Consider the following 22016-nt stretch of genomic DNA (forward strand, 5'->3'; position numbering starts at 1 on the left):
GTAGCAAAGTGATGAATGAAGCTGTTCCCTCAGTTGTTGCAATTGACATTGGGACACATAAAGTTTCAGTACTGATTGGTAAAGTACATGCCCCTGATAATATTCAGGTTATTGGCATGGCAAGCGCACGCAATAAAGGAATGAATAAAGGCAAAATTGTGAGCCTTGATAAAGTCACAAATGCAATTAAACAAGCCGTTCAAGAAGCTGAAGATATGGCTGAGTGTCGTATTCATTCAGCTTGGGTTTCAATTCCAAGCACCGAATTACAAAGCCATTATGCGATTGGTCGTACACCGATTTCAAATTCAGAACATACCATTACTACAACTGAAATGGTGCGTGCATTAGAGCTTGCTAAAGCCAGCCATATGACAGCCGATCATTACTTAGCAAGTGCAGTACCTTTAGGTTTTGAGCTGGATGATTCGAGTGAGTGGGTGCAGAACCCAATCAATTTATCTGCCAATAGTATGACAGCCCATTATCAATTGATGATGATGCCAATCAGTACCATGCAGAACTTGGATCGTGCAATGAAAGGTGCCAATATTTCGGTTGAAAAAATGGTGGTGTCTTGTTTAGCAACTGCAGAAGGTAGTTTGCTTAAAGATGAAAAGGAATATGGCGTTTGTTTGCTCGATATCGGTGCTGGAACGACCAATATTGCGGTCTATATTGAAGGGCATTTGGCATTAGCCCATACCATTCAATGTGGTGGTGAAAATGTCACACGTGATATTGCAACTGTGCTGCAAACCACAACTGAAGAAGCTGAACGGATTAAGTTACTGCATGGTTGTGTCGATATTCATCAAGTCAAACCAGATCATATGATTCAGTTTGAGGCAATTGATGGCCCACAAACCATTAGTCGTATTGAGTTGACTGAAATTATTATCGCACGCTATGAAGATATCTTAAGTAAAGTCCGATACGAATTAGAACAACGTAGTGCACTACAAAGTTTGTATCATGGTGTAGTACTGACAGGTGAAGTTTGTCAGATTGAAGGCATGGTGACATTGGCTCGTCGTATGTTGGGTATCTCTGCACACTTAGGCAATCCACCATTACAAGTGGTGACCGATGATCAGAATTTACCATCTTTACGTCGTTCAATGTATGCTACGGCAGCAGGGCTACTATTGTTTAGTCAAAGTGACATGCAAGAGGCGATTGATGAGCCTGAAGTTCAAGGTGGAAGACCATTCTTTGATCGGATTGTGAGTGGTTGGAATGCCTTAAATAACAAATTAAAAGGTATTTTTTAGGTGTGGTTTTTTGGGGAATATTGTTAGGAAGTTGTAAGTGTTCTGTCCAATACTTGACAAGCTCTGCAATGAACAGCATCCTAAAAACAATTTTTATTATTGAAGATCAAGGCAGTATACGGGCTTAAGTGACTGCCAAATTATATTAGGAAATCTAAAGGTCATGGCCTCATTTGAATTTTTAGACGATGGACAAACCGATAACAACGGTCAAGCCCGTTTTACTGTGTTTGGTGTTGGTGGCGGCGGTGGTAATGCTGTACAACACATGGTGCAATCTGACATTAAAGGTGTGAAATTTGTTTGTGCAAATACAGACAAGCAAGCCCTTGATCGAATGAATGCTCCTTTCAAAATGCAACTTGGTGAGCAAAGCACACGTGGTTTGGGTGCTGGTGCCAATCCAGATGTAGGTCAAATTGCCGCTGAAGAAAGTCGTGAGCAAATCCGTCAACACCTTGAAGGTGCGGATATGGTGTTTGTGACTGCTGGAATGGGCGGTGGTACAGGTACAGGTGCTGCACCAGTTGTTGCTGAGATTGCTCAAGAAATGGGCATTCTTACTGTGGGTGTGGTGACAACGCCATTTAACTTTGAAGGTCGTCGTCGTCAACGTTCGGCTGAAAAAGGCATTGAAGCATTAGAACAACATGTTGATTCTTTAATTATTATACCGAACCAACGTTTACTCAGCGTTTATGGTGACATCTCTATGCAAGATGCTTACCGTAAAGCAGATGACGTATTGCTGAATGCAGTACGTAGTATTTTTGATCTAGTTGTTCGTCCGGGTCACATTAACCTTGACTTTGCTGACTTGAAAACTGCGATGAGTACACGTGGTTATGCGATGATGGGTGAAGGCAAGAGTAGCGGTCCAGACCGTGCTGAAGAAGCTGCACGGTTGGCGATCCGTAGTCCGTTATTGGATAATGTAAATATCATGAATGCTAAAGGAGTGTTGATTAACATCACTGGCGGCGCTGATGTGACTTTACGTGAAACCGAAGTGATTACAGATGTTGTGAACCAGATTGTTGACCTTGAAGAAGGTGAAGTGTTCTTTGGTACTGTATTTGATCCAGATGCGCGCGATGAAATTCGTGTCACTGTGATTGCAACAGGTTTAACACGTAATGCCAGTGATGCCACTGAAGCAAAACGTAGAACCCATATCAGTAACGTTGCGCAGTCATATAGCCAACAAGCCAGCCACAGCACTGTTGTTGATGAAGATGATGTTCCGGCGATTAATAAACGTCAAGAAGACGGTGCACCTGTTGCAGCACCAAGTTCAAGTGGTCGTTCTACGCCAATGAGTATTCAAGATTATTTGAAAAATCAACAGCGTAAATAATTGATAATTATTAAAAATAATTAAGATTAACGAAAAAGGTAGTGAGATTCATTACCTTTTTTGTTTTTTATCAATGGCTAAATGTGCTAACGTATAGCGGATTTGAGAATGAAGACCGAATTAGCATGTTGAAACAACGTACCCTGAAGCGAGTCGTTAAAGCGAGTGGCATCGGACTACATAGCGGACAAAAAGTCATGATTAACTTTTTGCCACATGTGGCGGACGGGGGTATTGTATTTCGCCGTATCGATTTAAATCCACCTGTAGATCTTCCAGCAGATGCAATGCTAATTCAAGAAGCATTCATGTGTTCTAATTTGGTCAGCCATGAAACTAAAGTTGGAACCATTGAACATGTGACCAGTGCAATTGCAGGTTTAGGTATAGATAACCTGATTATAGAAGTATCTGCTTCTGAAATACCGATTATGGACGGTAGTGCAGGCCCATTCATATATTTACTTATGCAGGGTGAATTAGTCGAACAGGATGCACCGAAAAAATTTATTCGGATTCTCAAACCTGTTGAAGCATTGATTGAAGATAAACGCGCGATTTTTACCCCACACGATGGTTTTCAAATTAATTTTACCATTGACTTTGATCACCCAGCCTTTGCAAAAGAATATCAGTCAGCAACCATTGATTTTTCTACAGAAACTTTTGTTTATGAAGTGAGTGGTGCACGTACTTTTGGTTTCATGAAAGATTTAGATTATTTAAAAGCCAATAATCTGGCGCTAGGTGCAAGTTTAGATAATGCTGTCGGTTTAGATGATACTGGCGTAGTCAATGAAGAAGGTCTACGTTTTGCCGATGAGTTTGTTCGCCATAAAATTTTGGATGCTGTGGGTGATTTGTACCTACTTGGGCATCAAATCATTGCCAAATTCGATGGCTATAAATCGGGTCATGCACTTAACAATCAGCTTTTACGCAATGTTAAAAGCGATCCAAGCAGCTATGAAATTGTAACATTTGATGACGAGAAGCTGTGCCCAATTCATTTTGTCAACGTGACATAAGTCTTTGTCTTTTAGGCATTGTGTTATAATGTAACAATGAAAAGTGTGATATTTATCATATTTTGATCAGTTTTAACCTTAATTTAATCTAATCAGTTTACTTTTTATTGCTTGCCAAACGTAGTAAAGCTTGGCTAAGCTTAGGGTCGCTCACAAAACTAGCGGCATTTTGTAACATTTCAGATGTTGCAGGTTGTATGCTTCTTACAGTTTTATGGGATTGTAGGGGTGTTTCAGTATTGCTGTTTTGAATACGTAAACGAACTTGCAGTTTTTGTAAATCACGAAGTTCGTTGATTTGTGATAATTGAGAAATATACTGTTTTTGAAGATAACCGAGTTGACTAATCATGGCTTGATTTTCACCGGTGATGGTCAAAATACCGTATTGATAACAGACAACTCGCCAATCCTCAGGTTGAGGGAGTAGCGGTTGAATTAATTTAGTAAGTTTTTGCCATTCGGCAACTTGCTTTGTAAGAAACGATAAGTTTCCTGTTTTTAAGTGTTGTCTTGTTGGTTGAAAGACGTTTTTTGGTTCAGACATACATGGTTCCTACATATTTATGTCCTATCTTAAGCGTTCATTTTGATAGATATCAAGGATGAGATCACTCAAGAAACTTGACTAAGAACAGTTAAAGAGGTTTTTATGCATACGCGACGTATTTTATTGGCTTTTACTTTAGCAGCTTCCGCTGCAACTGCTGCATTTGCAGACTTGGTTCAATCACCAGATCGTTTAGAACAATTATCAAAGACTTTATCACAAGGCTCTTACAATCCAGATGATTTAGATCTTCCTGCTTCAGCAAAGATGAATATTACTTTGCGTAGCAAAGATGTACCAATCGAGTTAAACAATGCAAGTATCGCTAAAAAATACGGTTCTAGCTCAAACTCTGCTTCTCGTTATACTGCAAACTCTCCATATTCTTGGTTAGTCACTCATCCTCTGCCGGATATGAAGCGCGTAAGCTCTGACTTCGGTGGTCGCACAATGGGTGGTCGTGCCGAACATCATTCTGGTTTAGATCTTTCAGCGCCAAGTGGTACACCAATTTATGCAACAGGTCCTGGTATTGTCACCAAGTCTGGTTGGGGTACGGGTTATGGTCAATATGTAGAAATCAACCATGGCAATGGCTATATCACGCGTTATGCACACGCTTCACGTCTAATTGCACGTGTAGGTGATCAAGTTAAGGCAGGTGAACATATTGCCAACGTGGGTTGTACTGGTCGTTGTACTGGTCCACATTTACATTATGAAGTAGTGAAAGATGGTCAACGTAAAAATCCATCTTCTTACTTAGCAATGTTACCATAACCTTAACCCTTTCATTGTTGAAGGTATGACTGATGCTCTGTATGCATGGTTGAATTCGTAGTCGCGATGAATTAAATACTGTATTCAGACTATCATCAAATAAAAAATATTTTGTATAAAAAACCGCCTTTATTGGCGGTTTTTTGTTATTTTAAGTGTCAATTAGTCAACAACTATTTAGTTGCTAAATAATCCTCACAATCTGCATTTGGCTGTAACGATAACTTAACATGCCCAAAACATGATACATATAATATATAGAAAACTATTCAAGGAGTAAGTGGGAAATGGCGTATTATGGTGATAGCGACGCTCAGGAAACACAAGAATGGCAAGATGCCTTTGATTCAGTGCTCCAGCATATGGGCACTGATCGTGCTGCGTTTTTATTAGAAAAATTATATCAACAAGCAATTTCGAAGCATGTACCTATTCAGCGTCTAAATACCCCTTATTTAAATACCATTCCAGTAGAAGAATCTCCAGCGATGCCAGGCGACCAAGATATGGAGCGTCGTATTAGAGCATTAATTCGTTGGAATGCTTTGGCAATGGTTTTACGTGCCAATAAAACAGGTGATGACTTAGGTGGTCACTTGGCAAGTTTCGCGTCTTCAGCGACCCTATATGATGTCGGTTTTAATCATTTCTTCCGTGCCAATAGCGATAGCTTTGGGGGCGATATGATCTATTACCAAGGTCATTGTGCACCAGGTATTTACGCACGTTCATTTTTAGAAGGTCGTTTGACCGAAGATCAGTTGAGTAATTTCCGTCGTGAAGTGGGTGGTCAGGGACTTTCAAGTTACCCGCATCCTTACTTAATGCCTGATTATTGGCAGTTTCCAACCGTATCGATGGGCCTTGGTCCAATCATGTCAATTTATCAAGCACATATTCAAAAATACTTGATGAATCGTGGTTTGATTAAAGAAGAGAACCGTAAGGTTTGGGCGTATCTTGGCGATGGTGAAATGGATGAACCAGAAAGCTTAGGTGCAATCTCGCTTGCAGGTCGTGAAAAATTAGACAATTTAATCTGGGTAGTGAACTGTAACTTACAGCGTCTAGATGGTCCTGTTCGTGGTAATGGTAAAATTATCCAAGAGCTGGAGTCACTATTCCGTGGTGCAGGTTGGCGTGTGATTAAAGTCGTATGGGGTCGTCATTGGGATCCTTTGCTTGACAAAGATACATCAGGTGCTTTGAAAGCCCGTATGGATGAAACGCTAGATGGTGAATACCAACGCTACCAAGTAAAAGGTGGTGCTTATACCCGTGAAAAATTCTTTGGTAAATACCCTGAAGCCGCAGAGTTGGTAAAAGGCTTAAGCGATGAAGATATTGATAATCTGAATCGCGGTGGTCATGACCCATACAAAGTATATGCTGCGTATGCCGCAGCAATGACCAGCAATGGTCAACCGACTGTAATCTTGGCGAAAACAGTGAAAGGTTATGGTTTGTCTGACGAAATTGAAGCTGTCAACAAAACCCACCAAATCAAGAAAATGCAACACGACTCATTGAAATATGTACGTGACCGTTTTAATTTACCATTCTCTGATGAGCAACTCGAAGAGCTTCCATTTTATCGTCCAGGTGAAAACTCACCTGAATTGAAATATATGAAAGCACGTCGTGAAGCTTTAGGTGGTTATTTGCCTGCACGTCGTAAAGACAGCGAAGTATTGGCGATTCCTGAGATTTCAGTATTTGATGGTGTACTTAAAGGCAGTGGTGGTAAAGAGCAATCAACTACGATGGTTATGGTGCGCTTGATTGCAGCTTTGTTAAAAGAAAAAGCCATTAAAGACCGTGTTGTGCCTATCGTACCTGATGAAGCACGTACTTTCGGTTTAGAAGGTATGTTCCGTCAGTTGGGTATCTATGCTGCGCATGGACAAAACTATACCCCAGAAGACCAAGAACAGCTCATGAACTATCGTGAAGCAAAAGATGGTCACATGTTGCAAGAAGGGATCAATGAAGCAGGTGCAATGAGCGCTTGGTCAGCATTGGGTACCAGTTATTCAACCAATAACTTACCAATGATTCCGATGTATATGTATTACTCAATGTTTGGTTTCCAACGTATTGGGGATATTGCATGGGCAGCAGGTGACTCTCAGGCACAAGGCTTCTTGTGTGGTGCAACAGCTGGTCGTACAACATTAAATGGTGAAGGTTTACAACACCAAGATGGTCATTCTCATATCTTGGCAGGTACGATTCCAAACTGTGTAGCTTATGATCCTTGCTTTGGTTATGAGTTAGCCGTGATTGTGCATGATGGTTTACAACGTATGTATGTGAATCAGGAACGTGTGTTCTACTACTTGACTCTCATGAATGAAAATTATGATCAACCGGCATTGCCTGAAGGTGCTGAAGAAGGCATCAAACGTGGTATGTACTTGTTCAATAAAGATGAAAAAGCCACAGTTCAGTTATTGGGTTCAGGCGTGATTCTGCGTGAAGTGATTAAAGCTGGGCAAATTTTACGTGATGAATACCAAATCCATTCCAATGTATGGAGTGTAACAAGCTTCAATGAGTTGGCACGTGATGGTATGGCTGTTGAAGAATACAATCGCCTGCATCCACTTGAAGATGGTAAAGAGTCTTGGGTTTCTCAGCAATTACGTGACACGGATGGTATTGTTGTTTCAGCAACAGATCATATGCGTGCGTATAGCGAACAGATCCGTGCTTACCTTCCAGATAGCCGTCCATACGTAACTTTAGGTACAGATGGTTATGGCCGTTCAGATACACGCAGTAATTTACGTAGTTACTTTGGTGTAGATGCAGCACATATTGTGGTTGCAACATTGAAAAAACTTGCAGATGAAGGTGAAGTTGATCCACGATTAGTCAAAGATGCAATCTCTTCATTTGAACTTGATGTTGATCGTCCAGTTGCATGGTTACCGCAAGCGCATCCGTCTGTACAAGAAGTTGCTGCTTATACTGAAGTGACAGAGGAGAAATAATGATGCAAGTTAAAACTCCTGATATTGGCGTTGATAAGGCCACTGTTGCAGAAATCTTGGTGAAAGTAGGGGATACCATCGCTGTTGATGACAGTATCGTTCTACTTGAGTCAGACAAAGCCTCTGTTGAAGTGCCAAGCACTTCAGCAGGTGTGGTTAAAAGTATTGCCGTTACGGAAGGTGATGAAGTTTCAGAAGGTGCTGTATTGATCGAAGTTGAATCTGCGGATGCAACAGAGACAGAAACACCCGCACAGCCTGCTCAAGAAGCTGCAAAAACTGAACCTGCTGTAGAAACTAAAGTTGAATCTGTGGCGCCTGCTGCATCTGCGACAGCTTCATCTCAAACAGTTGAAGTTCAAGTGCCAGATATTGGTGTTGAAAAAGCTTTGGTCGGCGAAGTTCTGGTTAAAGTGGGCGACGAAATTGCGGTAGATGACAGTATCGTTGTAGTGGAATCGGATAAAGCAACGGTTGAAGTTCCAAGTACCGTTGCCGGCACGGTTGAAAGTGTTGTGGTCAAAGAAGGCGATAATGTTAAAGAAGGTGTGGTGCTGATTACAGTGAAAACTGTAGGCGCTGCAACGACTTCATCGGCAGCGCCTGCTGAAGCACCTCAACAAACATCAGCAACACCGACTCAAACTGCTGCACCAGAAGCATCAGCGCCAGCTCAATCGGCTAAAGTTGAAGTTGCTGTTCCTGATCTTGGTGTAGATAAGGCAACAATTTCTGAAATCTTGGTGAGCGTAGGCGATCAAGTTGAAAAAGACCAAAGCCTTTGCGTTGCGGAGTCAGATAAAGCCTCTGTAGAAGTGCCAAGTACGGTTGCAGGTACGGTGACGGCGATCCATGTGGAATTGAATCAGTCTGTGAGTCAGGGCACTGCTTTGGTGACGATTGAAGCACAAGGTCAAACTGCACCAGCACCACAAGAAAAGCCAGCTGCTCAAGCAGTACAAACTGCATCAACACCAGTCGCAAAAACGGCAACATCAGCGCCAAAAGCTGAAGTAGCAGTTGCTCAAGCGGGTACTGAAAAGTTATCTAAAGCGCAACAAGCTGAAAATGCTAAAGTTTACGCTGGTCCTGCTGTGCGTAAGCTTGCGCGTGAACTGGGTGTGGTTTTATCACAAGTCGAGGCCTCTGGCCCTCATGAACGTGTGATGAAGGATGATGTTTTTGCTTTTGTTAAAGCCAAATTGACTGCTCCACAAGCAGCAGCTCAAACATCTGCTGCGCCAGTCGCTTCAGGTTTGCCTGCATTACCAGATTTCAGTGCATTTGGTGGTAGTGAAATTGCGCCAATGACGCGTTTACAGCAAGTGTCTGTACCGCAATTGTCATTAAACAATTTTATTCCACAAGTGACACAATTTGATTTAGCCGATATTACTGAGCTAGAAGCTTGGCGCGGTGAGTTAAAAGGGAAATTTAAGCAAGATGGTATTAGCTTAACGATCCTTGCCTTTATTGCAAAATCGGTGGCGTTCCTACTCAAAGAAGAGCCTTATTTCGCGGGTCACTTGGCAGATGATCAAAAGTCTGTGGTATTGCGTAAAGAAATTCATATGGGCATCGCTGTGGCGACACCAGATGGTTTAACTGTTCCAGTATTGCGTAATCCTGATCAAAAATCGATTAAGCAAATTGCCATTGAATTGGGAGAGCTGAGTAAGAAAGCACGTGATAAGAAACTTTCTCCGAAGGACTTACAAGGTGCAAACTTTACCATTACCAGCCTAGGTTCAATTGGCGGTACTGCATTTACACCATTGGTGAACTGGCCTCAAGTTGCGATTTTGGGTATTTCACCTGCAACGATGCAACCAGTATGGAATGGCTCAGGCTTTGATCCAAAACTGATGTTGCCATTGTCATTGTCTTATGACCATCGTGTGATTAATGGTGCAGATGCTGCGCGATTTACCAATAAATTGACCAAGTTGTTATCAGATATTCGTAACATCTTGCTTTAAGTTTTAAATCATAGAAGACCTCGCTTTAGGCGAGGTTTTTTTATGCATTTAATTTTGTTTTATCAATAATTTTCGAACCTGCTTTAAAGTTATCATTCAATATCGTCAATCTGTCAAAAAACTCAGGCACAAGAATATAATTTCTCTTAATTAATATTTTTTATTAAATCAATTATATGAAAAACAAATTATCTGATTATAAAAAAGCGTGCAATGCCACACCTTACATTCAAAGTTTAAATACTATTGCGTAGGCGATGCTTCACTTTTGGTAGGGGGGATGTCAAACCTTGCGCTGCAAACAAAGCTATGCTTTGTTTTTGCTCATGTTGGGCGGGGGTACGTCCTGTACCCCCGCCCAACGGCGACATTCATGTCGCCCCACAATTAGGATAACCATCTAGGGTTCAAAATTAGTGAGGAACGAAATTGAATTTATTCTATGCGGGCATTAAAAATGCTTCGGTACGATATTTTTTGAAGTTTATTTGAGCCTTAAATTTTTTAATTTTTAAAAATTGAAAATGATCGATAAAGCGTTGTAGAATAGCTGTACTTCATTGGGGAGTAGCCGCTGTTTGTCATCTGCGAGATGATAAATGGGTGATGATCAACATAATTACTCAACAGAGTATGGTCATCATAGCAAAGAACCAATTTAGCTGAAGGTGTTTACTCAGCTATCTTTTGTTGGCAAGACCTTTGATTTATCACTCCGCGTTGAATAGGCAACTATTCATATTGGCTAGCAGGAGGGATAAGTCATCGGTAAATATTGCTAGCCAGAGACTTTGAAATGTTAAATGCCTTCCTCATCTCTTTAGTGGTTGTCGCTTTATCCGAAATGGGCGATAAAACACAACTACTCGCATTACTTCTTGCTGCACGTTTTCGTAAACCTATTCCGATTTTAATTGCAATTTTATTGGCAACTATTGTCAATCATGGTGTATCGGCTGTGCTTGGTCAGTGGATTACCACGGTCCTTAGCCCGACAGTTTTACTTTGGATTGTATCACTTGGCTTTATTGGTATGGCTGGGTGGATGCTGATTCCAGATGAATTGGATGATGAATCTGAAAGTATTAATAAATGGCAAAAATATGGGGTCTTTGGTGCAACCTTTGTATTATTCTTCCTTGCGGAAATTGGCGATAAAACTCAAATCGCCACAGTGGCACTTGCTGCACGCTTTGACAGCATCGGTTGGGTAACCCTAGGGACCACATTGGGGATTATGTTGGTCAATGCACCTGCTGTATTTATTGGCAATAAATTGGCGGATAAATTACCTATTGCGTTGATTCATAAAATTGGAGCTGCAATCTTCTTTATTATTGGTGTCGCGGCTTTAGTTCAGCATTACTTTTTTTAAGCTCAATTCTCCAAGCTGATTGAACATCAATAAAGTCATCTATTTTTAAAGCTGAAAACCCAACTTAATTTTGGGTTTTTTACTATTTTGAGAATGATGACACAAATAATCTTTAAACTTAGGTTGTAGATTTATTGTAACTTTGAAGAAAACCTTATATGTTGTATGGGATAACTAAAGATTTATTTTAAAAAAGGTTTTGGGGTTTCTGGTATGGCTTTAGATCGCACCACATCGCAAGTTTTGTTTGATAATGGCACTCATAAATGTATAAGTTTTACCAGTTTGGTGAAAGGTGAAGGTGTACAAGCCAATCAGTTTCTTATTTTAAATAATGAACGTGCAGCAGTATTAGATCCGGGCGGTGATTTGACCTATGTGCCACTGACCATGGAGCTTAATAAATACACCCGATTACAAAATCTAGACTATGTCATGGCATCTCACCAAGACCCCGACATCATTACTTCTATGCCACGTTGGTTGGTCTATACCGATGCCAAAGTGGTCGCATCTAAATTATGGGCACGCTTTTTACCTCATTTAAATTCCGCATTTATGAGTGATCGTATGAAAGGGGGCTGGTTAGAGCGTCTGATCGAATTGCCTGACCAAGGAGGCTCTATTCCATTGGGAGAAACGCGCATTATCGTAGTTCCTGCGCATTTCCTACATTCCGTTGGAAATTTCCAGTTTTACGATCCAATTTCAAAAATTTTATTCTCAGGTGATATGGGGGCATCGATTGTTGATGATGCATCGAAACCAATTGAAGATTTTGCAATGCACATTCCAACCATGCATGGTTTTCATCAGCGCTATATGTGTACCAATCGGGTGATCCGTTTATGGGTGAAAATGGTACGTCAAATGGATATTGAAATGATTGTGCCACAACATGGTAAGCCGTTTATTGGTAAAGAGATGATTCATCAGTTTTTAGACTGGATCGAAAATTTACAATGTGGTGTCGATTTGATGGATGAGTCCGTGTTTACCTGTCCGCAATAAAAAATTCAAAAAATATATTGAGTTTGAGTGCGACTTTTTTTAGGATTTTCTTGCCAAAATTTTAAATTGATAACGAGAATCTTAAAAAAATGTTGTCACAAATATCAGCACAGGATGCGTGCTTAAGTTGCGGGGCGTGTTGCGCCTTTTTCCGAGTCTCATTTTATTGGGCAGAAGGAGAAGCCATGCCAGCAGATTATGTCGAACCTTTGACAGCAGTGTATTCTTGTATGCAGGGCACCAATCAAAAGCAACCGCGTTGTGTGGCATTAAAAGGTGAGATTGGACAGCAAGTCAGCTGTAGTATGTATGAACAACGGAGTTCTTCATGCAAACAGGTACATGCTGGTGATTCTCAATGTGCAAAAGCAAGACAAGGCTATGGTTTGATTCCGCTGATCGAAATCGAGGTTGCTACCCCCAGCAATGATGAAGACTTTGATCAGGTATGTTAAAACTTAAGTGGAAAAATTTAGGATAGAAGAATGTTTATATTCAGTATTCTACGTGGTAAAGAGTGGATTAATCTGAATAATCAACCAGTGTAAAAGTCAGCTGTTGCGCTGTTAAATACTGTCGAGCTCCTCCCATACAGCTGCGCTTGAATATGGACAAATATATAGTCCATCCTGTTGAAAAAGCATCATCAAATGGGGCAAGCTTTTTGGATTTAAGCTATCTTGACTGCGCTACTCAATATAATCATATGTTCAGTAGGGTTTTTGATGAAAGCCTAGCTGTTACTTTAAAAGCAGAGACTGTAAGTCGACACTTTGCTGCAGTGTTAAATCCACTAAAATCTTATATTCAAAGCCTATTTTTATTTCAATAAGATACTGAAAAATAAAGTGAGACTGAGAATAAAAGAAATCCACGTAATAAAAAATGAAAATTGAACGGAAATTTGTATATAATAGCTCACGGAAATTACCAGCGAGACTGTTATGTTGACCATCGTTCAAGAAGCGCTAACCTTCGATGATGTCTTATTACTCCCTGCCTATTCTACTATCCTCCCAAAAGATGTCTCTCTAAAGACACGCCTCACACGCGGCATTCAACTGAACATCCCTATGGTTTCAGCAGCAATGGATACTGTGACTGAGTCACGTATGGCGATTGCAATGGCGCAAAACGGTGGTATTGGTATTTTACATAAAAACATGGATATTTCTGCACAAGCTGCAGAAGTTCGCCGTGTAAAAAAATTCGAAGCGGGAATGGTGAAAGATCCGATTACCGTGACACCTGAAACCACAATTCGTGATTTGATGGCAATTACGCAAGCCAACAATATCAGTGGTGTACCTGTCGTTAAAGATGGCAAAGTGGTTGGAATTGTGACTGGCCGAGATACTCGTTTTGTAACGAATTTGGAACAACCAGTAAGCAATATCATGACAGGACAAGATCGTCTTGTGACTGTTCGTGAAAATGAATCTAAAGAAAATATTCAAGCATTATTGCAAAAACACCGTATTGAAAAAGTATTGGTGGTTGATGAAAGCAATGCATTAAAAGGCTTAATTACTGTTACAGATTTCCGTAAAGCGGAATCTTATCCAAACAGCTGTAAAGATGAGTTAGGTCGTTTACGTGTTGGTGCAGCGGTGGGTACGGGTGCTGAAACTCCAAGCCGTGTTGAAGCTTTGGTTGAAGCCGGGGTCGATGCAATTGTTGTAGATACTGCACATGGTCATTCTGCGGGTGTAATTGAGCGTGTCCGTTGGGTAAAAGCAAACTTCCCTCAAGTTCAAGTCATTGGCGGTAATATTGCAACGGGTGATGCTGCTTTGGCGTTACTTGATGCTGGTGCAGATGCCGTTAAAGTGGGTATTGGTCCTGGTTCAATCTGTACTACACGTATTGTTGCTGGTATTGGTATGCCACAAATCTCTGCAATTGATAGTGTTGCTAATGCATTGAAAGATCAAATTCCATTAATTGCTGATGGCGGTATCCGTTTTTCTGGGGATATGGCGAAAGCGATTGGTGCTGGTGCAAGTACGATTATGGTGGGTTCACTCATGGCAGGTACTGAAGAAGCGCCAGGTGAAGTTGAATTTTTCCAAGGTCGCTATTACAAAGCATACCGTGGTATGGGTTCTTTGGGTGCAATGGCGGGTGCGACGGGTTCTGCAGATCGTTATTTCCAAGACTCAAAAGCGGGCGCTGAGAAGTTGGTACCTGAAGGTATTGAAGGTCGCGTACCGTACAAAGGTCCAATGGGCAATATCGTACATCAAATGATGGGTGGTTTACGTTCATCTATGGGCTATACGGGTTCTGCTACGATTGAAGACTTACGCCAAAATGCAAAATTTGTGAAAATTACTGCCGCAGGTATGCAAGAGTCACATGTGCATGATGTAACGATTACTAAAGAAGCGCCGAACTATCGTGTAGGTTAATCTTTTGTAATATTTTGATTGGAAAAAGCCGTCAGTTTATGACGGCTTTTTTATTTTGGTGTAAAGTAGTAAAAGTTAAAAATTGATTGTTATACAACACATAATAAGTGGGTAAAAAATGAGTTATTTTGGAACAGACGGGATTCGTGGAAAATTTGGTGAACTCCCAATTACCCCAGAATTTGCACTTAAACTCGGATTTGCAGCAGGAAAAGTATTAAAGCAAATTAGCCCTAAATCAAAGCCGATTGTGGTGTTAGGTAAAGATACGCGTTTGTCTGGTTATATTCTTGAAGCAGCCTTACAGGCGGGCCTCAATGCAGCTGGTGTTTATGTACACTTGCTTGGGCCACTACCGACCCCTGCAATTGCTCATTTAACCCGTGCATTGCATGCAAATTTAGGTATCGTGATTTCTGCTTCGCATAACCCTTATTTTGATAACGGCATTAAATTCTTCTCAGATGAAGGGAAAAAGCTTCCAGATACCATTCAAGATGCGATTAATCGAGAGCTTGAGAATGATATTGTTATTGAAGACACAGCAAACCTAGGTAAGAGTGTCCGTGTTAAAGATGCCAATGGTCGTTATATCGAATTTTGTAAATCGACATTCCCCTATCATTTCAACTTGCGTCATTTAAAAATTGTGGTGGATTGTGCCAATGGTGCAGCCTATAGCGTAGGCCCAGCAGTATTTCGTGAATTAGGTGCGAAAGTTATTGCACTTTTTAATGAGCCAGATGGTTTAAATATCAATAAGGATTGCGGTTCGACACATCCTGAAAATTTACAAAAAGCAGTGATTGAGCATCAAGCTGATTTAGGCATTGCTTTTGATGGTGATGCTGATCGGGTGGTTTTGGTCGATCGTTTTGGTAACTTGGTTGATGGCGACCATATCCTGTATATTTTAGCGACACAAGCGTCGCAAAAACCAGCAGGTATCGTGGGTACAGTCATGAGTAATATGGCATTAGAGTTAGCACTTGAAAAAGCCAAAGTTCCTTTTGTACGTGCTAAAGTTGGTGATCGCTATGTATTACAAAATTTAGAAGAAAATAACTGGGTGATTGGTGGTGAGCCATCTGGTCATATTCTGACTTTAGATAAGAGTACAACTGGTGATGCAATCATTGCAGCCCTCCAAGTCTTAACTGTATTGGTTGAGCAGAATAAATCTTTAGATGAATTGATAGCAGATTTTAAAACTTTACCTAATGTATTAGTCAATGTACGACTTGAACAAATGTTTGACCCCTTTGCAGTACCGGCATTGGTTGCAGAGTTTGATAAAGTAGAAGCTGCACTTAAAGGACGTGGACGAATTTTAATTCGTAAGTCAGGGACGGAGCCGATCATTCGTGTTATGGTGGAAGGTGATAATCTGCAAGAAGTAACTGATTTGGCAAATCATTTAGCAGATGCTGTTCGTCAAAATGCAGCTTAAAATATTGTATCGTCTGTAGAAGGTTTTGCTTCATGCGTGATGTAATTAAAGACTTAAGTGAGCTTCGTCTGACTTATCAAAAAGGTGAACTACATGAGGAGCAGGTCGATGCTCATCCTCATGAGCAGTTTCTCAATTGGTTTAATTTGGCTTTAGAAGCAAAACTACATGAACCTTATGCAATGTCGTTGGCAACCGCAAATGCACAAGGGCGACCACATGTACGTACCGTGTTATTACGTGGTGCTACGGAGGCTGGTTATGATTTTTATACCAATTATGACAGTCAAAAAGGCTTAGATTTAGCTGAAAATCCTTATGCAGAATTGCTATTCTATTGGCCTGAGCTTGAGCGACAAGTCCGTGTGGGTGGTCAAGTTCAGAAAATATCTGAACAAGAGTCTACTGATTATTATCATAAACGTCCTCGTGATAGCCAAATTGCAGCGCATATCAGCACACCACAAAGTGGCGTGATTGAAAGTCGGGAACGTTTACAACAGCGTTTTCAAGCGTTGTATGAGCAAGTGGCTGAAAAAAATGAATTGGCTAAACCAGAATTTTGGGGAGGCTATCGTTTAGAGCCGACGTATTATGAATTCTGGCAAGGTCGCCCAAATCGCTTACATGATCGCCTCACTTATGAAAAAGTCGCTGGATCTTGGACAATACAACGTTTGATGCCATAAATGCAAAAATTACAAATTAAACAACGACCTTTGATTACACGCCCTGAAAATTTTCAGGGCGTGTTACCCTTTATTGCTGAAATTTTGGCCCGTCGAGGTGTGCAATCTGAACAAGAATTAGATTTGAAACTTAAATATTTACTTGCACCAGAAATGAAAGGTCTAGAACAAGCCATTCAAATTATTGATCAGGCCTTAGACCAACACAAAAAAATAGTGATTGTGGGTGATTATGATGCCGATGGTGCAACCAGTACCGCACTGATGATCTTGGCTTTACGAGAAATGGCCGCCAATGTTGAATACCTCGTTCCAGATCGTTTTAAGTATGGTTATGGCTTAACCCCTAAAATTGCTGATTTGGCTTTTGAAAGATATCAGCCTGATCTATTAATTACAGTCGACAATGGAATTTCCAGTCATGCCGGTGTAGCACAAGCACAATCACATGGGATGCAGGTGATCATTACTGATCATCATTTGACCACAAAAGAGCCCCCTCAGGCTGAAGCGGTTGTCAATCCCAATCAGTTAGGCTGCGAATTTCCGAGCAAGGCTTTAGCAGGTGTCGGAGTCGCATTTTACCTATTAGCAAAGTTAAGTAGCTATCGGGCAAAATTGGGTAAATCTGCCGCAAAAATGCCACAATATTTGGATTTAGTTGCTTTAGGTACCTATGCTGATGTTGCTAGTCTAGATCATAATAATCGTATCTTAGTGGATGCTGGTGTTAAAAGAATTCAGCAAAATCAATGTCGTGCTGGAATCAGTGCCTTATTAGATATTGCCGCGCGTGATCCTGCTGAGTTAAAAGCATCTGATTTAGGTTTTGTGTTAGGCCCGCGTCTTAATGCCGCAGGGCGTATGGAAACCATGGACATAGGTATTGAATGTCTTTTGGCAACCGATATTCAATCAGCTCACACTTTGGCACGCCAACTCAATGATTTAAACTTAGAACGCCGTCAAGTTGAATCGGAGATCAAACAAGAGGCTTTGGCAGAGTTGGAAAATCTACAGCTTGATCAAGACCATTTACCCGCAGCGCTGGTTATGTTTGAAGAGCATTGGCATCAAGGTGTGATTGGTATTGTAGCAGGACGTTTAAAAGAGCAATTTCATCGTCCCAGTATTGTATTTGCGGCAGATAAAGATGGAATTCATATCAAAGGTTCCGCACGTTCAATTGATGGTATTCATATTCGAGACAGTATTGAAAAGGTTGCCGAGCAATATCCTGATTTGATTAGTCATTTTGGTGGGCATGCAGCAGCAGCGGGTTTGACCATTCAAAAGCAACATTTTGAAGAATTTAAACAACGTTTTACTGAGTTGGTTGCTCAATCAGATGATGCACTATTCCAAGCGGTGTTGTGGACGGATGGTGAATTACCTGCTCAAGCATTTCAACTGCAAACTGTAGAGACTTTGGCGCAATTAGGACCGTGGGGGCAAAAGTTTCCTGCACCGGTATTTGAAGGGCGTTTTAAAGTCATCGATTATCGTTGGTTAAAAGAAGTGCATCTGAAATTGCGTTTAGCTTTGGAAAATGGCCAACCGATTGATGCGATTGCCTTTAATGTACGTGATAAATTCAATTTTGATCCCATGCAAGATAGGGTACGTATTGTTTATGAATTGGATAAAAATCAATTTAATGGCAATGTGAGTTTACAGTTAAGAATGCTGCATTTAGAGCAGTAAATTTAGAGATAAAAAACCGCTTATACAAGAGCGGTTTTTTAAAGTTTATCAATAATTAGAAGCGGTAAGCAGCGCGAAGACCGTAAACATTATCATCATCTTCAAAATCAACAGAACCTTCTAAGCTGATTTGTTGAGTAAAGAATTTTTTTGCACGAATTGTAAAGCTGTCTTCATCATTACCATCAGCACGGCTACCTGAATAAGCCAATCCGACACTGAAGGTTTTATCTAGATATAAATCTGTACCTACGCTGTAATCATCGATATCACCAAATTTTGCATCGCCTTCAAAATTCATATCATAGCGACCCACTTGAGTGACATATTTAGCGCGGATAGTTGGATCTATATCATCATTAAAATCATTATCATAGCCTGCTAAACCAACAGCAACCAAAAGACCTGGGATTGGCAAGTAACCGACTTCAGCAGAGTAAGTTGTCGTATCTAAATCATCTACATGATCGGCCTTAGCTGTTGAGCGCCCAATAGCAGCACTTGCATAAAAATCGGTATTTGGAACAAAATATTCAATACCAACACCATATGCTGTTACATCGTAGGCATCATAATCGATATAGCTAATCCCAGCACTTACGTTGCTTGCGCGATCTAGAAAGGCCGCTTCGTTTAATGGGTTGTTTTTAACTTGAACAGGGTTAAAATAATATGTTCCATCAATAGCAAAAGCAGTAGATGTATCCCCTTTATCTGGATCAACAATGCCGAGTGAACCACCAATTTCAGCTTGGTATGCATGTGCAGACCCAAAAGAAGTAGCAAGTAATGCAGCAAATAAAGTTTTCTTAAACATTGTGTGACCCTTTTGTTATAAAAATATTAATTTTTTGTTACAAATCGCATTGTATGTAAATTAAACGCCATGTCAAGACTAAAGATCTGAAAATTAAAAGTTTACTGTCAAAAAGCATAAAAACGAGAAATTGGCTAAAGCTTTAAGCAATCCGGAACAACAATGAAAATAGCCAATAGATGCTATTGAAAGACTTTACCTGTCTTTTTATATCTTAAATTTTTAAGATAAATCGATTTAAAATAATTTAATTGCTTATTTATCAAAATATTAAAATTTATTCTGTAATATAATGTTGTATTAAGACTTATTAAGATATATCTTAATAATTATAAATTGATCAATTTGAGAAAAATAAAGATGAAATTAGAGCGACATATTCATTCACAAAATGACTTTGAGCATCGTGAACAGCATACCGAACGAGGTTATGGTGGACGACGAGGTCGGTTGTTTGAATCAGGTAAAATGAAGCTTTTGGTTTTACATTTGATACAGCAACAGCCAAAACATGGTTATGAAATTATTAAAGCCATCAGTGATCTAGTCGGTGGCGGCTATACTCCAAGTTCGGGCACGATCTATCCAACTCTGACCTATCTTGAAGAAATTGGCTTTCTACATGCTGAAAATACAGAAGGTGATCGTAAGCAATATCACATTACAGATGCTGGAAAATTACATTTAAAAGAGCAGCACGCGCATATCAAACACTTATTAGAGCGTTTGGAAACTCGACGCGAAATTCATGAAAATGACCAATATTTGGATATTCATCGTGCGATGGAAAACTTAAAAACATCATTGCGCTTAAAGCTTAAGGGTAAAGATTTTGATGCCGAGCAAGTTAGACAAGTCGCTGAAAAAATTGATCAAGCCGCAGTAGAAATTGGGCGTTTATAACAATGCAATAACAGGGCAATAGAAGGTTTAGGTGAGACATGAGTAGTGAGATACAACAAAAACTGCGTCAGGCAAATTTAAAAGTGACCCAAGCAAGAGTGATTGTATTCAAAGCACTGTTGGATCAAAAAGCACAACTGACAGCAAAGCAGATTTATCAGCAGTTATATGTACAAAATAAGCAGATCAGTTTATCCACTATATATCGAGTGGTGAGCGATCTAGAGAAAGTCGGTTTGATTACTCAAAATCTGCACGGTAGAGATGAAGTTAAGTATGCTTTACCTTATTTATCCGAAGTGGAGTCACTCAATATCCAATGTGCCGACCTGACCCAGATCAATAAAGCGTCTTTAATCGCCTCAGTGGAGCAGGTTTTTCAAGCGTTTGATATTGATGTTTTGGATATTAAATTTAGTACCACATGAGGGTCTGTTGCCATTTCATAAATGGCTTGCGTTGTAGGTTAAAATTGAGCATGAGACGTATACGTCGTAAAGCATGAAACGAAGAGAATAGTGAGACTATTTTCGAGTTTTATAACGAAGGCTGAGATAATTTTAGCCACAACCCTGAGCAAGAACAAAGCACTGCTTTGTTTGCAGCGCAAGGCGCAGCAGGGGACTAGCGTGTTTTTTGCCGCTACGTCGTTACCTTGCGAAACGACGTTTCTCATCATTTAGAATGACTAAATTTCGTATCTCGCGCCTAGTATCGTTTAAAAAACACACCTAGTCGCAAACGTAGACGAATTGTCAACAGACCCTTCATTAAACAACGGCGAATATTTAACAAGTTAGAGAAATCTTATGAAACAACATCAATATCATGTGACTGTTCAACATCTTGCAGATGCGCAAGGTCATCCATCAACTTATGATGAAAATATCGAATTTAATGTGGGTAATCACGATGATATTTTCCAAATTGTAGAGCGCTTAAAAGCTGCTGATTTTTTTGATGAAGAAACCACCAAAGCATTTGCTGTAGGACTAAAACTCTTTTTAGAAGTTATAATTACCCATCGCGATCATGTGCTATTTCAAGACTTTGAACCAGCAGTTAAACAATTTATGAAAAACTTAAAGCAGAACGTCAAGAAAAATGCGTGATTTAAAACCAGAAACCAAGATCGAGAATAGAGACCATCAACATAAACCTGCCATGATTTTTGCTGGAATTCCTAAATTACCAGCAAAATATGCCGCGTGGATTATGCCATTCATACTTTCAGCTTTAATGAGTGCCACCATTTCCATGATTAACTTATGGAAGAATGTAGGTTGGTTTGATGGATTTTTTACAAAATGGTTTAGCGTCTGGCTATTTTCATGGATGATTGCCTTTCCCACAGTATTAATTTTTTTACCTCTGGTTCGCCGTTTCACAGGATTATTTGTGGATCTTAATCCACCACCTTCTGCTTAATTCGATCAAGACTTGAACATGTCATGGTGCGACTACGAGTCTATAAACATTCCAACGTGAATATTCAATTTGGTAAAGTATTGTTTCCAAATTTTGTGATCAGAAAATGCATAACAAAAACCAAACTATTATTGTCCTATTGATAGTATTCAGCGTATTAAGATAGCTATAGGCCAATGTATATAAAACCGATAAGCTAAATAAAATGAAATTGTAGAAGTTAAAATAACGTCCTGAGCTGATGGACAAATTTAGGATAACAAC

General features: G+C 40.1%; 20 protein-coding genes and 1 riboswitch. Of the genes, 17 read left to right on the plus strand and 3 right to left on the minus strand.

Going from position 1 to position 22016, the window contains the following annotated elements:
- Window positions 1–11: 11 nt before the first annotated feature.
- The 3 genes from ftsA to lpxC all read left to right on the plus strand — a co-directional run bounded on the left by ftsA (window position 12) and on the right by lpxC (window position 3659).
- The gene (gene ftsA / locus ACG9ZL_RS16650) at window positions 12–1274 is read left to right on the plus strand and encodes a cell division protein FtsA (protein ID WP_419360828.1); all 1263 of its coding nucleotides are present in this window, start codon (window positions 12–14) and stop codon (window positions 1272–1274) included.
- A 163-nt stretch (window positions 1275–1437) separates the two neighbouring features.
- Window positions 1438–2631 carry a cell division protein FtsZ gene (gene ftsZ / locus ACG9ZL_RS16655; protein ID WP_336952457.1) on the plus strand — a complete coding sequence of 398 codons (1194 nt, stop codon included), beginning with the start codon at window positions 1438–1440 and terminating at the stop codon, window positions 2629–2631.
- Between the two features lie 125 nt (window positions 2632–2756).
- The gene (gene lpxC / locus ACG9ZL_RS16660) at window positions 2757–3659 is read left to right on the plus strand and encodes a UDP-3-O-acyl-N-acetylglucosamine deacetylase (RefSeq protein WP_016539103.1); all 903 of its coding nucleotides are present in this window, start codon (window positions 2757–2759) and stop codon (window positions 3657–3659) included.
- Window positions 3660–3756: 97 nt separating this feature from the next.
- Here the strand turns inward: lpxC and ACG9ZL_RS16665 are convergent, their stop codons facing one another.
- Entirely contained in the window at window positions 3757–4206 is a 450-nt protein-coding gene (locus ACG9ZL_RS16665) for a DUF721 domain-containing protein (protein WP_336952455.1), read from the minus strand.
- A gap of 105 nt (window positions 4207–4311) precedes the next feature.
- On the opposite strand from ACG9ZL_RS16665, the gene ACG9ZL_RS16670 reads away from it, so the two are divergent.
- From ACG9ZL_RS16670 to ACG9ZL_RS16680, 3 genes are all read left to right on the plus strand, one after another.
- Complete coding sequence (locus tag ACG9ZL_RS16670; RefSeq protein ID WP_336952453.1) at window positions 4312–4989, plus strand: M23 family metallopeptidase; 678 nt, start codon at window positions 4312–4314, stop codon at window positions 4987–4989.
- A gap of 287 nt (window positions 4990–5276) precedes the next feature.
- The gene (gene aceE, locus ACG9ZL_RS16675; protein ID WP_004818397.1) at window positions 5277–7985 is read left to right on the plus strand and encodes a pyruvate dehydrogenase (acetyl-transferring), homodimeric type; all 2709 of its coding nucleotides are present in this window, start codon (window positions 5277–5279) and stop codon (window positions 7983–7985) included.
- The gene (locus tag ACG9ZL_RS16680) at window positions 7985–9964 is read left to right on the plus strand and encodes a 2-oxo acid dehydrogenase subunit E2 (protein WP_419360830.1); all 1980 of its coding nucleotides are present in this window, start codon (window positions 7985–7987) and stop codon (window positions 9962–9964) included. The genes aceE and ACG9ZL_RS16680 overlap by 1 nt, the downstream gene beginning before the upstream one ends.
- A 236-nt stretch (window positions 9965–10200) precedes the next feature.
- Here the strand turns inward: ACG9ZL_RS16680 and ACG9ZL_RS16685 are convergent, their stop codons facing one another.
- Complete coding sequence (locus ACG9ZL_RS16685) at window positions 10201–10335, minus strand: hypothetical protein (protein ID WP_419360832.1); 135 nt, start codon at window positions 10333–10335, stop codon at window positions 10201–10203.
- Window positions 10336–10514: 179 nt separating this feature from the next.
- Window positions 10515–10672: riboswitch (yybP-ykoY riboswitch) on the plus strand.
- 88 nt (window positions 10673–10760) lie between these two features.
- Between ACG9ZL_RS16685 and ACG9ZL_RS16690 the strand changes: the two genes are divergently transcribed.
- From ACG9ZL_RS16690 to recJ, 7 genes are all read left to right on the plus strand, one after another.
- On the plus strand, window positions 10761–11339 hold the full coding sequence (locus tag ACG9ZL_RS16690) for a TMEM165/GDT1 family protein (protein ID WP_336952447.1): 579 nt from the start codon (window positions 10761–10763) through the stop codon (window positions 11337–11339).
- Window positions 11340–11552: 213 nt separating this feature from the next.
- Window positions 11553–12350 carry an oxygen-binding di-iron domain-containing protein gene (locus ACG9ZL_RS16695; protein WP_004718609.1) on the plus strand — a complete coding sequence of 266 codons (798 nt, stop codon included), beginning with the start codon at window positions 11553–11555 and terminating at the stop codon, window positions 12348–12350.
- A gap of 89 nt (window positions 12351–12439) precedes the next feature.
- Complete coding sequence (locus ACG9ZL_RS16700; RefSeq protein WP_336952445.1) at window positions 12440–12805, plus strand: YkgJ family cysteine cluster protein; 366 nt, start codon at window positions 12440–12442, stop codon at window positions 12803–12805.
- A 489-nt stretch (window positions 12806–13294) separates the two neighbouring features.
- Window positions 13295–14761 carry an IMP dehydrogenase gene (gene guaB / locus ACG9ZL_RS16705; RefSeq protein WP_004718605.1) on the plus strand — a complete coding sequence of 489 codons (1467 nt, stop codon included), beginning with the start codon at window positions 13295–13297 and terminating at the stop codon, window positions 14759–14761.
- 118 nt (window positions 14762–14879) lie between these two features.
- Window positions 14880–16211, plus strand: a complete 1332-nt coding sequence (gene glmM, locus ACG9ZL_RS16710) for a phosphoglucosamine mutase (RefSeq protein WP_419360833.1) — start codon at window positions 14880–14882, stop codon at window positions 16209–16211.
- A 32-nt stretch (window positions 16212–16243) separates the two neighbouring features.
- Window positions 16244–16900 (plus strand): pyridoxamine 5'-phosphate oxidase, encoded by a 657-nt coding sequence (gene pdxH, locus ACG9ZL_RS16715; protein ID WP_336952442.1) that lies wholly within the window; start codon window positions 16244–16246, stop codon window positions 16898–16900.
- Window positions 16901–18604 carry a single-stranded-DNA-specific exonuclease RecJ gene (recJ, locus tag ACG9ZL_RS16720; RefSeq protein ID WP_419360835.1) on the plus strand — a complete coding sequence of 568 codons (1704 nt, stop codon included), beginning with the start codon at window positions 16901–16903 and terminating at the stop codon, window positions 18602–18604.
- 55 nt (window positions 18605–18659) lie between these two features.
- Here recJ and ACG9ZL_RS16725 read toward each other — a convergent pair whose 3' ends face one another.
- Window positions 18660–19421, minus strand: coding sequence for a putative porin (locus ACG9ZL_RS16725; protein WP_336952438.1), 762 nt, complete (start codon window positions 19419–19421; stop codon window positions 18660–18662).
- 360 nt (window positions 19422–19781) lie between these two features.
- Here ACG9ZL_RS16725 and ACG9ZL_RS16730 point away from each other — a divergent pair, with 360 nt between their 5' ends.
- The 4 genes from ACG9ZL_RS16730 to ACG9ZL_RS16745 all read left to right on the plus strand — a co-directional run bounded on the left by ACG9ZL_RS16730 (window position 19782) and on the right by ACG9ZL_RS16745 (window position 21752).
- Complete coding sequence (locus ACG9ZL_RS16730) at window positions 19782–20324, plus strand: PadR family transcriptional regulator (protein ID WP_336952436.1); 543 nt, start codon at window positions 19782–19784, stop codon at window positions 20322–20324.
- Between the two features lie 38 nt (window positions 20325–20362).
- Window positions 20363–20752: a Fur family transcriptional regulator gene (locus ACG9ZL_RS16735; RefSeq protein WP_336952434.1), complete on the plus strand. Its 390-nt coding sequence runs from the start codon at window positions 20363–20365 to the stop codon at window positions 20750–20752.
- Window positions 20753–21133: 381 nt separating this feature from the next.
- Complete coding sequence (locus ACG9ZL_RS16740) at window positions 21134–21436, plus strand: DUF3861 domain-containing protein (RefSeq protein WP_336952432.1); 303 nt, start codon at window positions 21134–21136, stop codon at window positions 21434–21436.
- Window positions 21429–21752: a DUF2798 domain-containing protein gene (locus ACG9ZL_RS16745; RefSeq protein WP_419360837.1), complete on the plus strand. Its 324-nt coding sequence runs from the start codon at window positions 21429–21431 to the stop codon at window positions 21750–21752. Before ACG9ZL_RS16740 ends, ACG9ZL_RS16745 begins: the two co-directional genes overlap by 8 nt.
- Window positions 21753–22016 lie beyond the last annotated feature (264 nt).

Origin of the sequence: Acinetobacter legionensis, assembly GCF_048551735.1 — a bacterium.
GTDB lineage: Bacteria > Pseudomonadota > Gammaproteobacteria > Pseudomonadales > Moraxellaceae > Acinetobacter.

Coding starts and splice junctions, on each gene's coding strand:
- ftsA (WP_419360828.1), top strand. CDS start 12: ATGAATGAAGCTGTTCCCTCAGTTGTTGCAATTGACATTGGGACACAT.
- ftsZ (WP_336952457.1), top strand. CDS start 1,438: ATGGCCTCATTTGAATTTTTAGACGATGGACAAACCGATAACAACGGT.
- lpxC (WP_016539103.1), top strand. CDS start 2,757: ATGTTGAAACAACGTACCCTGAAGCGAGTCGTTAAAGCGAGTGGCATC.
- ACG9ZL_RS16665 (WP_336952455.1), bottom strand. CDS start 4,206: ATGTCTGAACCAAAAAACGTCTTTCAACCAACAAGACAACACTTAAAA.
- ACG9ZL_RS16670 (WP_336952453.1), top strand. CDS start 4,312: ATGCATACGCGACGTATTTTATTGGCTTTTACTTTAGCAGCTTCCGCT.
- aceE (WP_004818397.1), top strand. CDS start 5,277: ATGGCGTATTATGGTGATAGCGACGCTCAGGAAACACAAGAATGGCAA.
- ACG9ZL_RS16680 (WP_419360830.1), top strand. CDS start 7,985: ATGATGCAAGTTAAAACTCCTGATATTGGCGTTGATAAGGCCACTGTT.
- ACG9ZL_RS16685 (WP_419360832.1), bottom strand. CDS start 10,335: ATGTCGCCGTTGGGCGGGGGTACAGGACGTACCCCCGCCCAACATGAG.
- ACG9ZL_RS16690 (WP_336952447.1), top strand. CDS start 10,761: ATGTTAAATGCCTTCCTCATCTCTTTAGTGGTTGTCGCTTTATCCGAA.
- ACG9ZL_RS16695 (WP_004718609.1), top strand. CDS start 11,553: ATGGCTTTAGATCGCACCACATCGCAAGTTTTGTTTGATAATGGCACT.
- ACG9ZL_RS16700 (WP_336952445.1), top strand. CDS start 12,440: ATGTTGTCACAAATATCAGCACAGGATGCGTGCTTAAGTTGCGGGGCG.
- guaB (WP_004718605.1), top strand. CDS start 13,295: ATGTTGACCATCGTTCAAGAAGCGCTAACCTTCGATGATGTCTTATTA.
- glmM (WP_419360833.1), top strand. CDS start 14,880: ATGAGTTATTTTGGAACAGACGGGATTCGTGGAAAATTTGGTGAACTC.
- pdxH (WP_336952442.1), top strand. CDS start 16,244: ATGCGTGATGTAATTAAAGACTTAAGTGAGCTTCGTCTGACTTATCAA.
- recJ (WP_419360835.1), top strand. CDS start 16,901: ATGCAAAAATTACAAATTAAACAACGACCTTTGATTACACGCCCTGAA.
- ACG9ZL_RS16725 (WP_336952438.1), bottom strand. CDS start 19,421: ATGTTTAAGAAAACTTTATTTGCTGCATTACTTGCTACTTCTTTTGGG.
- ACG9ZL_RS16730 (WP_336952436.1), top strand. CDS start 19,782: ATGAAATTAGAGCGACATATTCATTCACAAAATGACTTTGAGCATCGT.
- ACG9ZL_RS16735 (WP_336952434.1), top strand. CDS start 20,363: ATGAGTAGTGAGATACAACAAAAACTGCGTCAGGCAAATTTAAAAGTG.
- ACG9ZL_RS16740 (WP_336952432.1), top strand. CDS start 21,134: ATGAAACAACATCAATATCATGTGACTGTTCAACATCTTGCAGATGCG.
- ACG9ZL_RS16745 (WP_419360837.1), top strand. CDS start 21,429: ATGCGTGATTTAAAACCAGAAACCAAGATCGAGAATAGAGACCATCAA.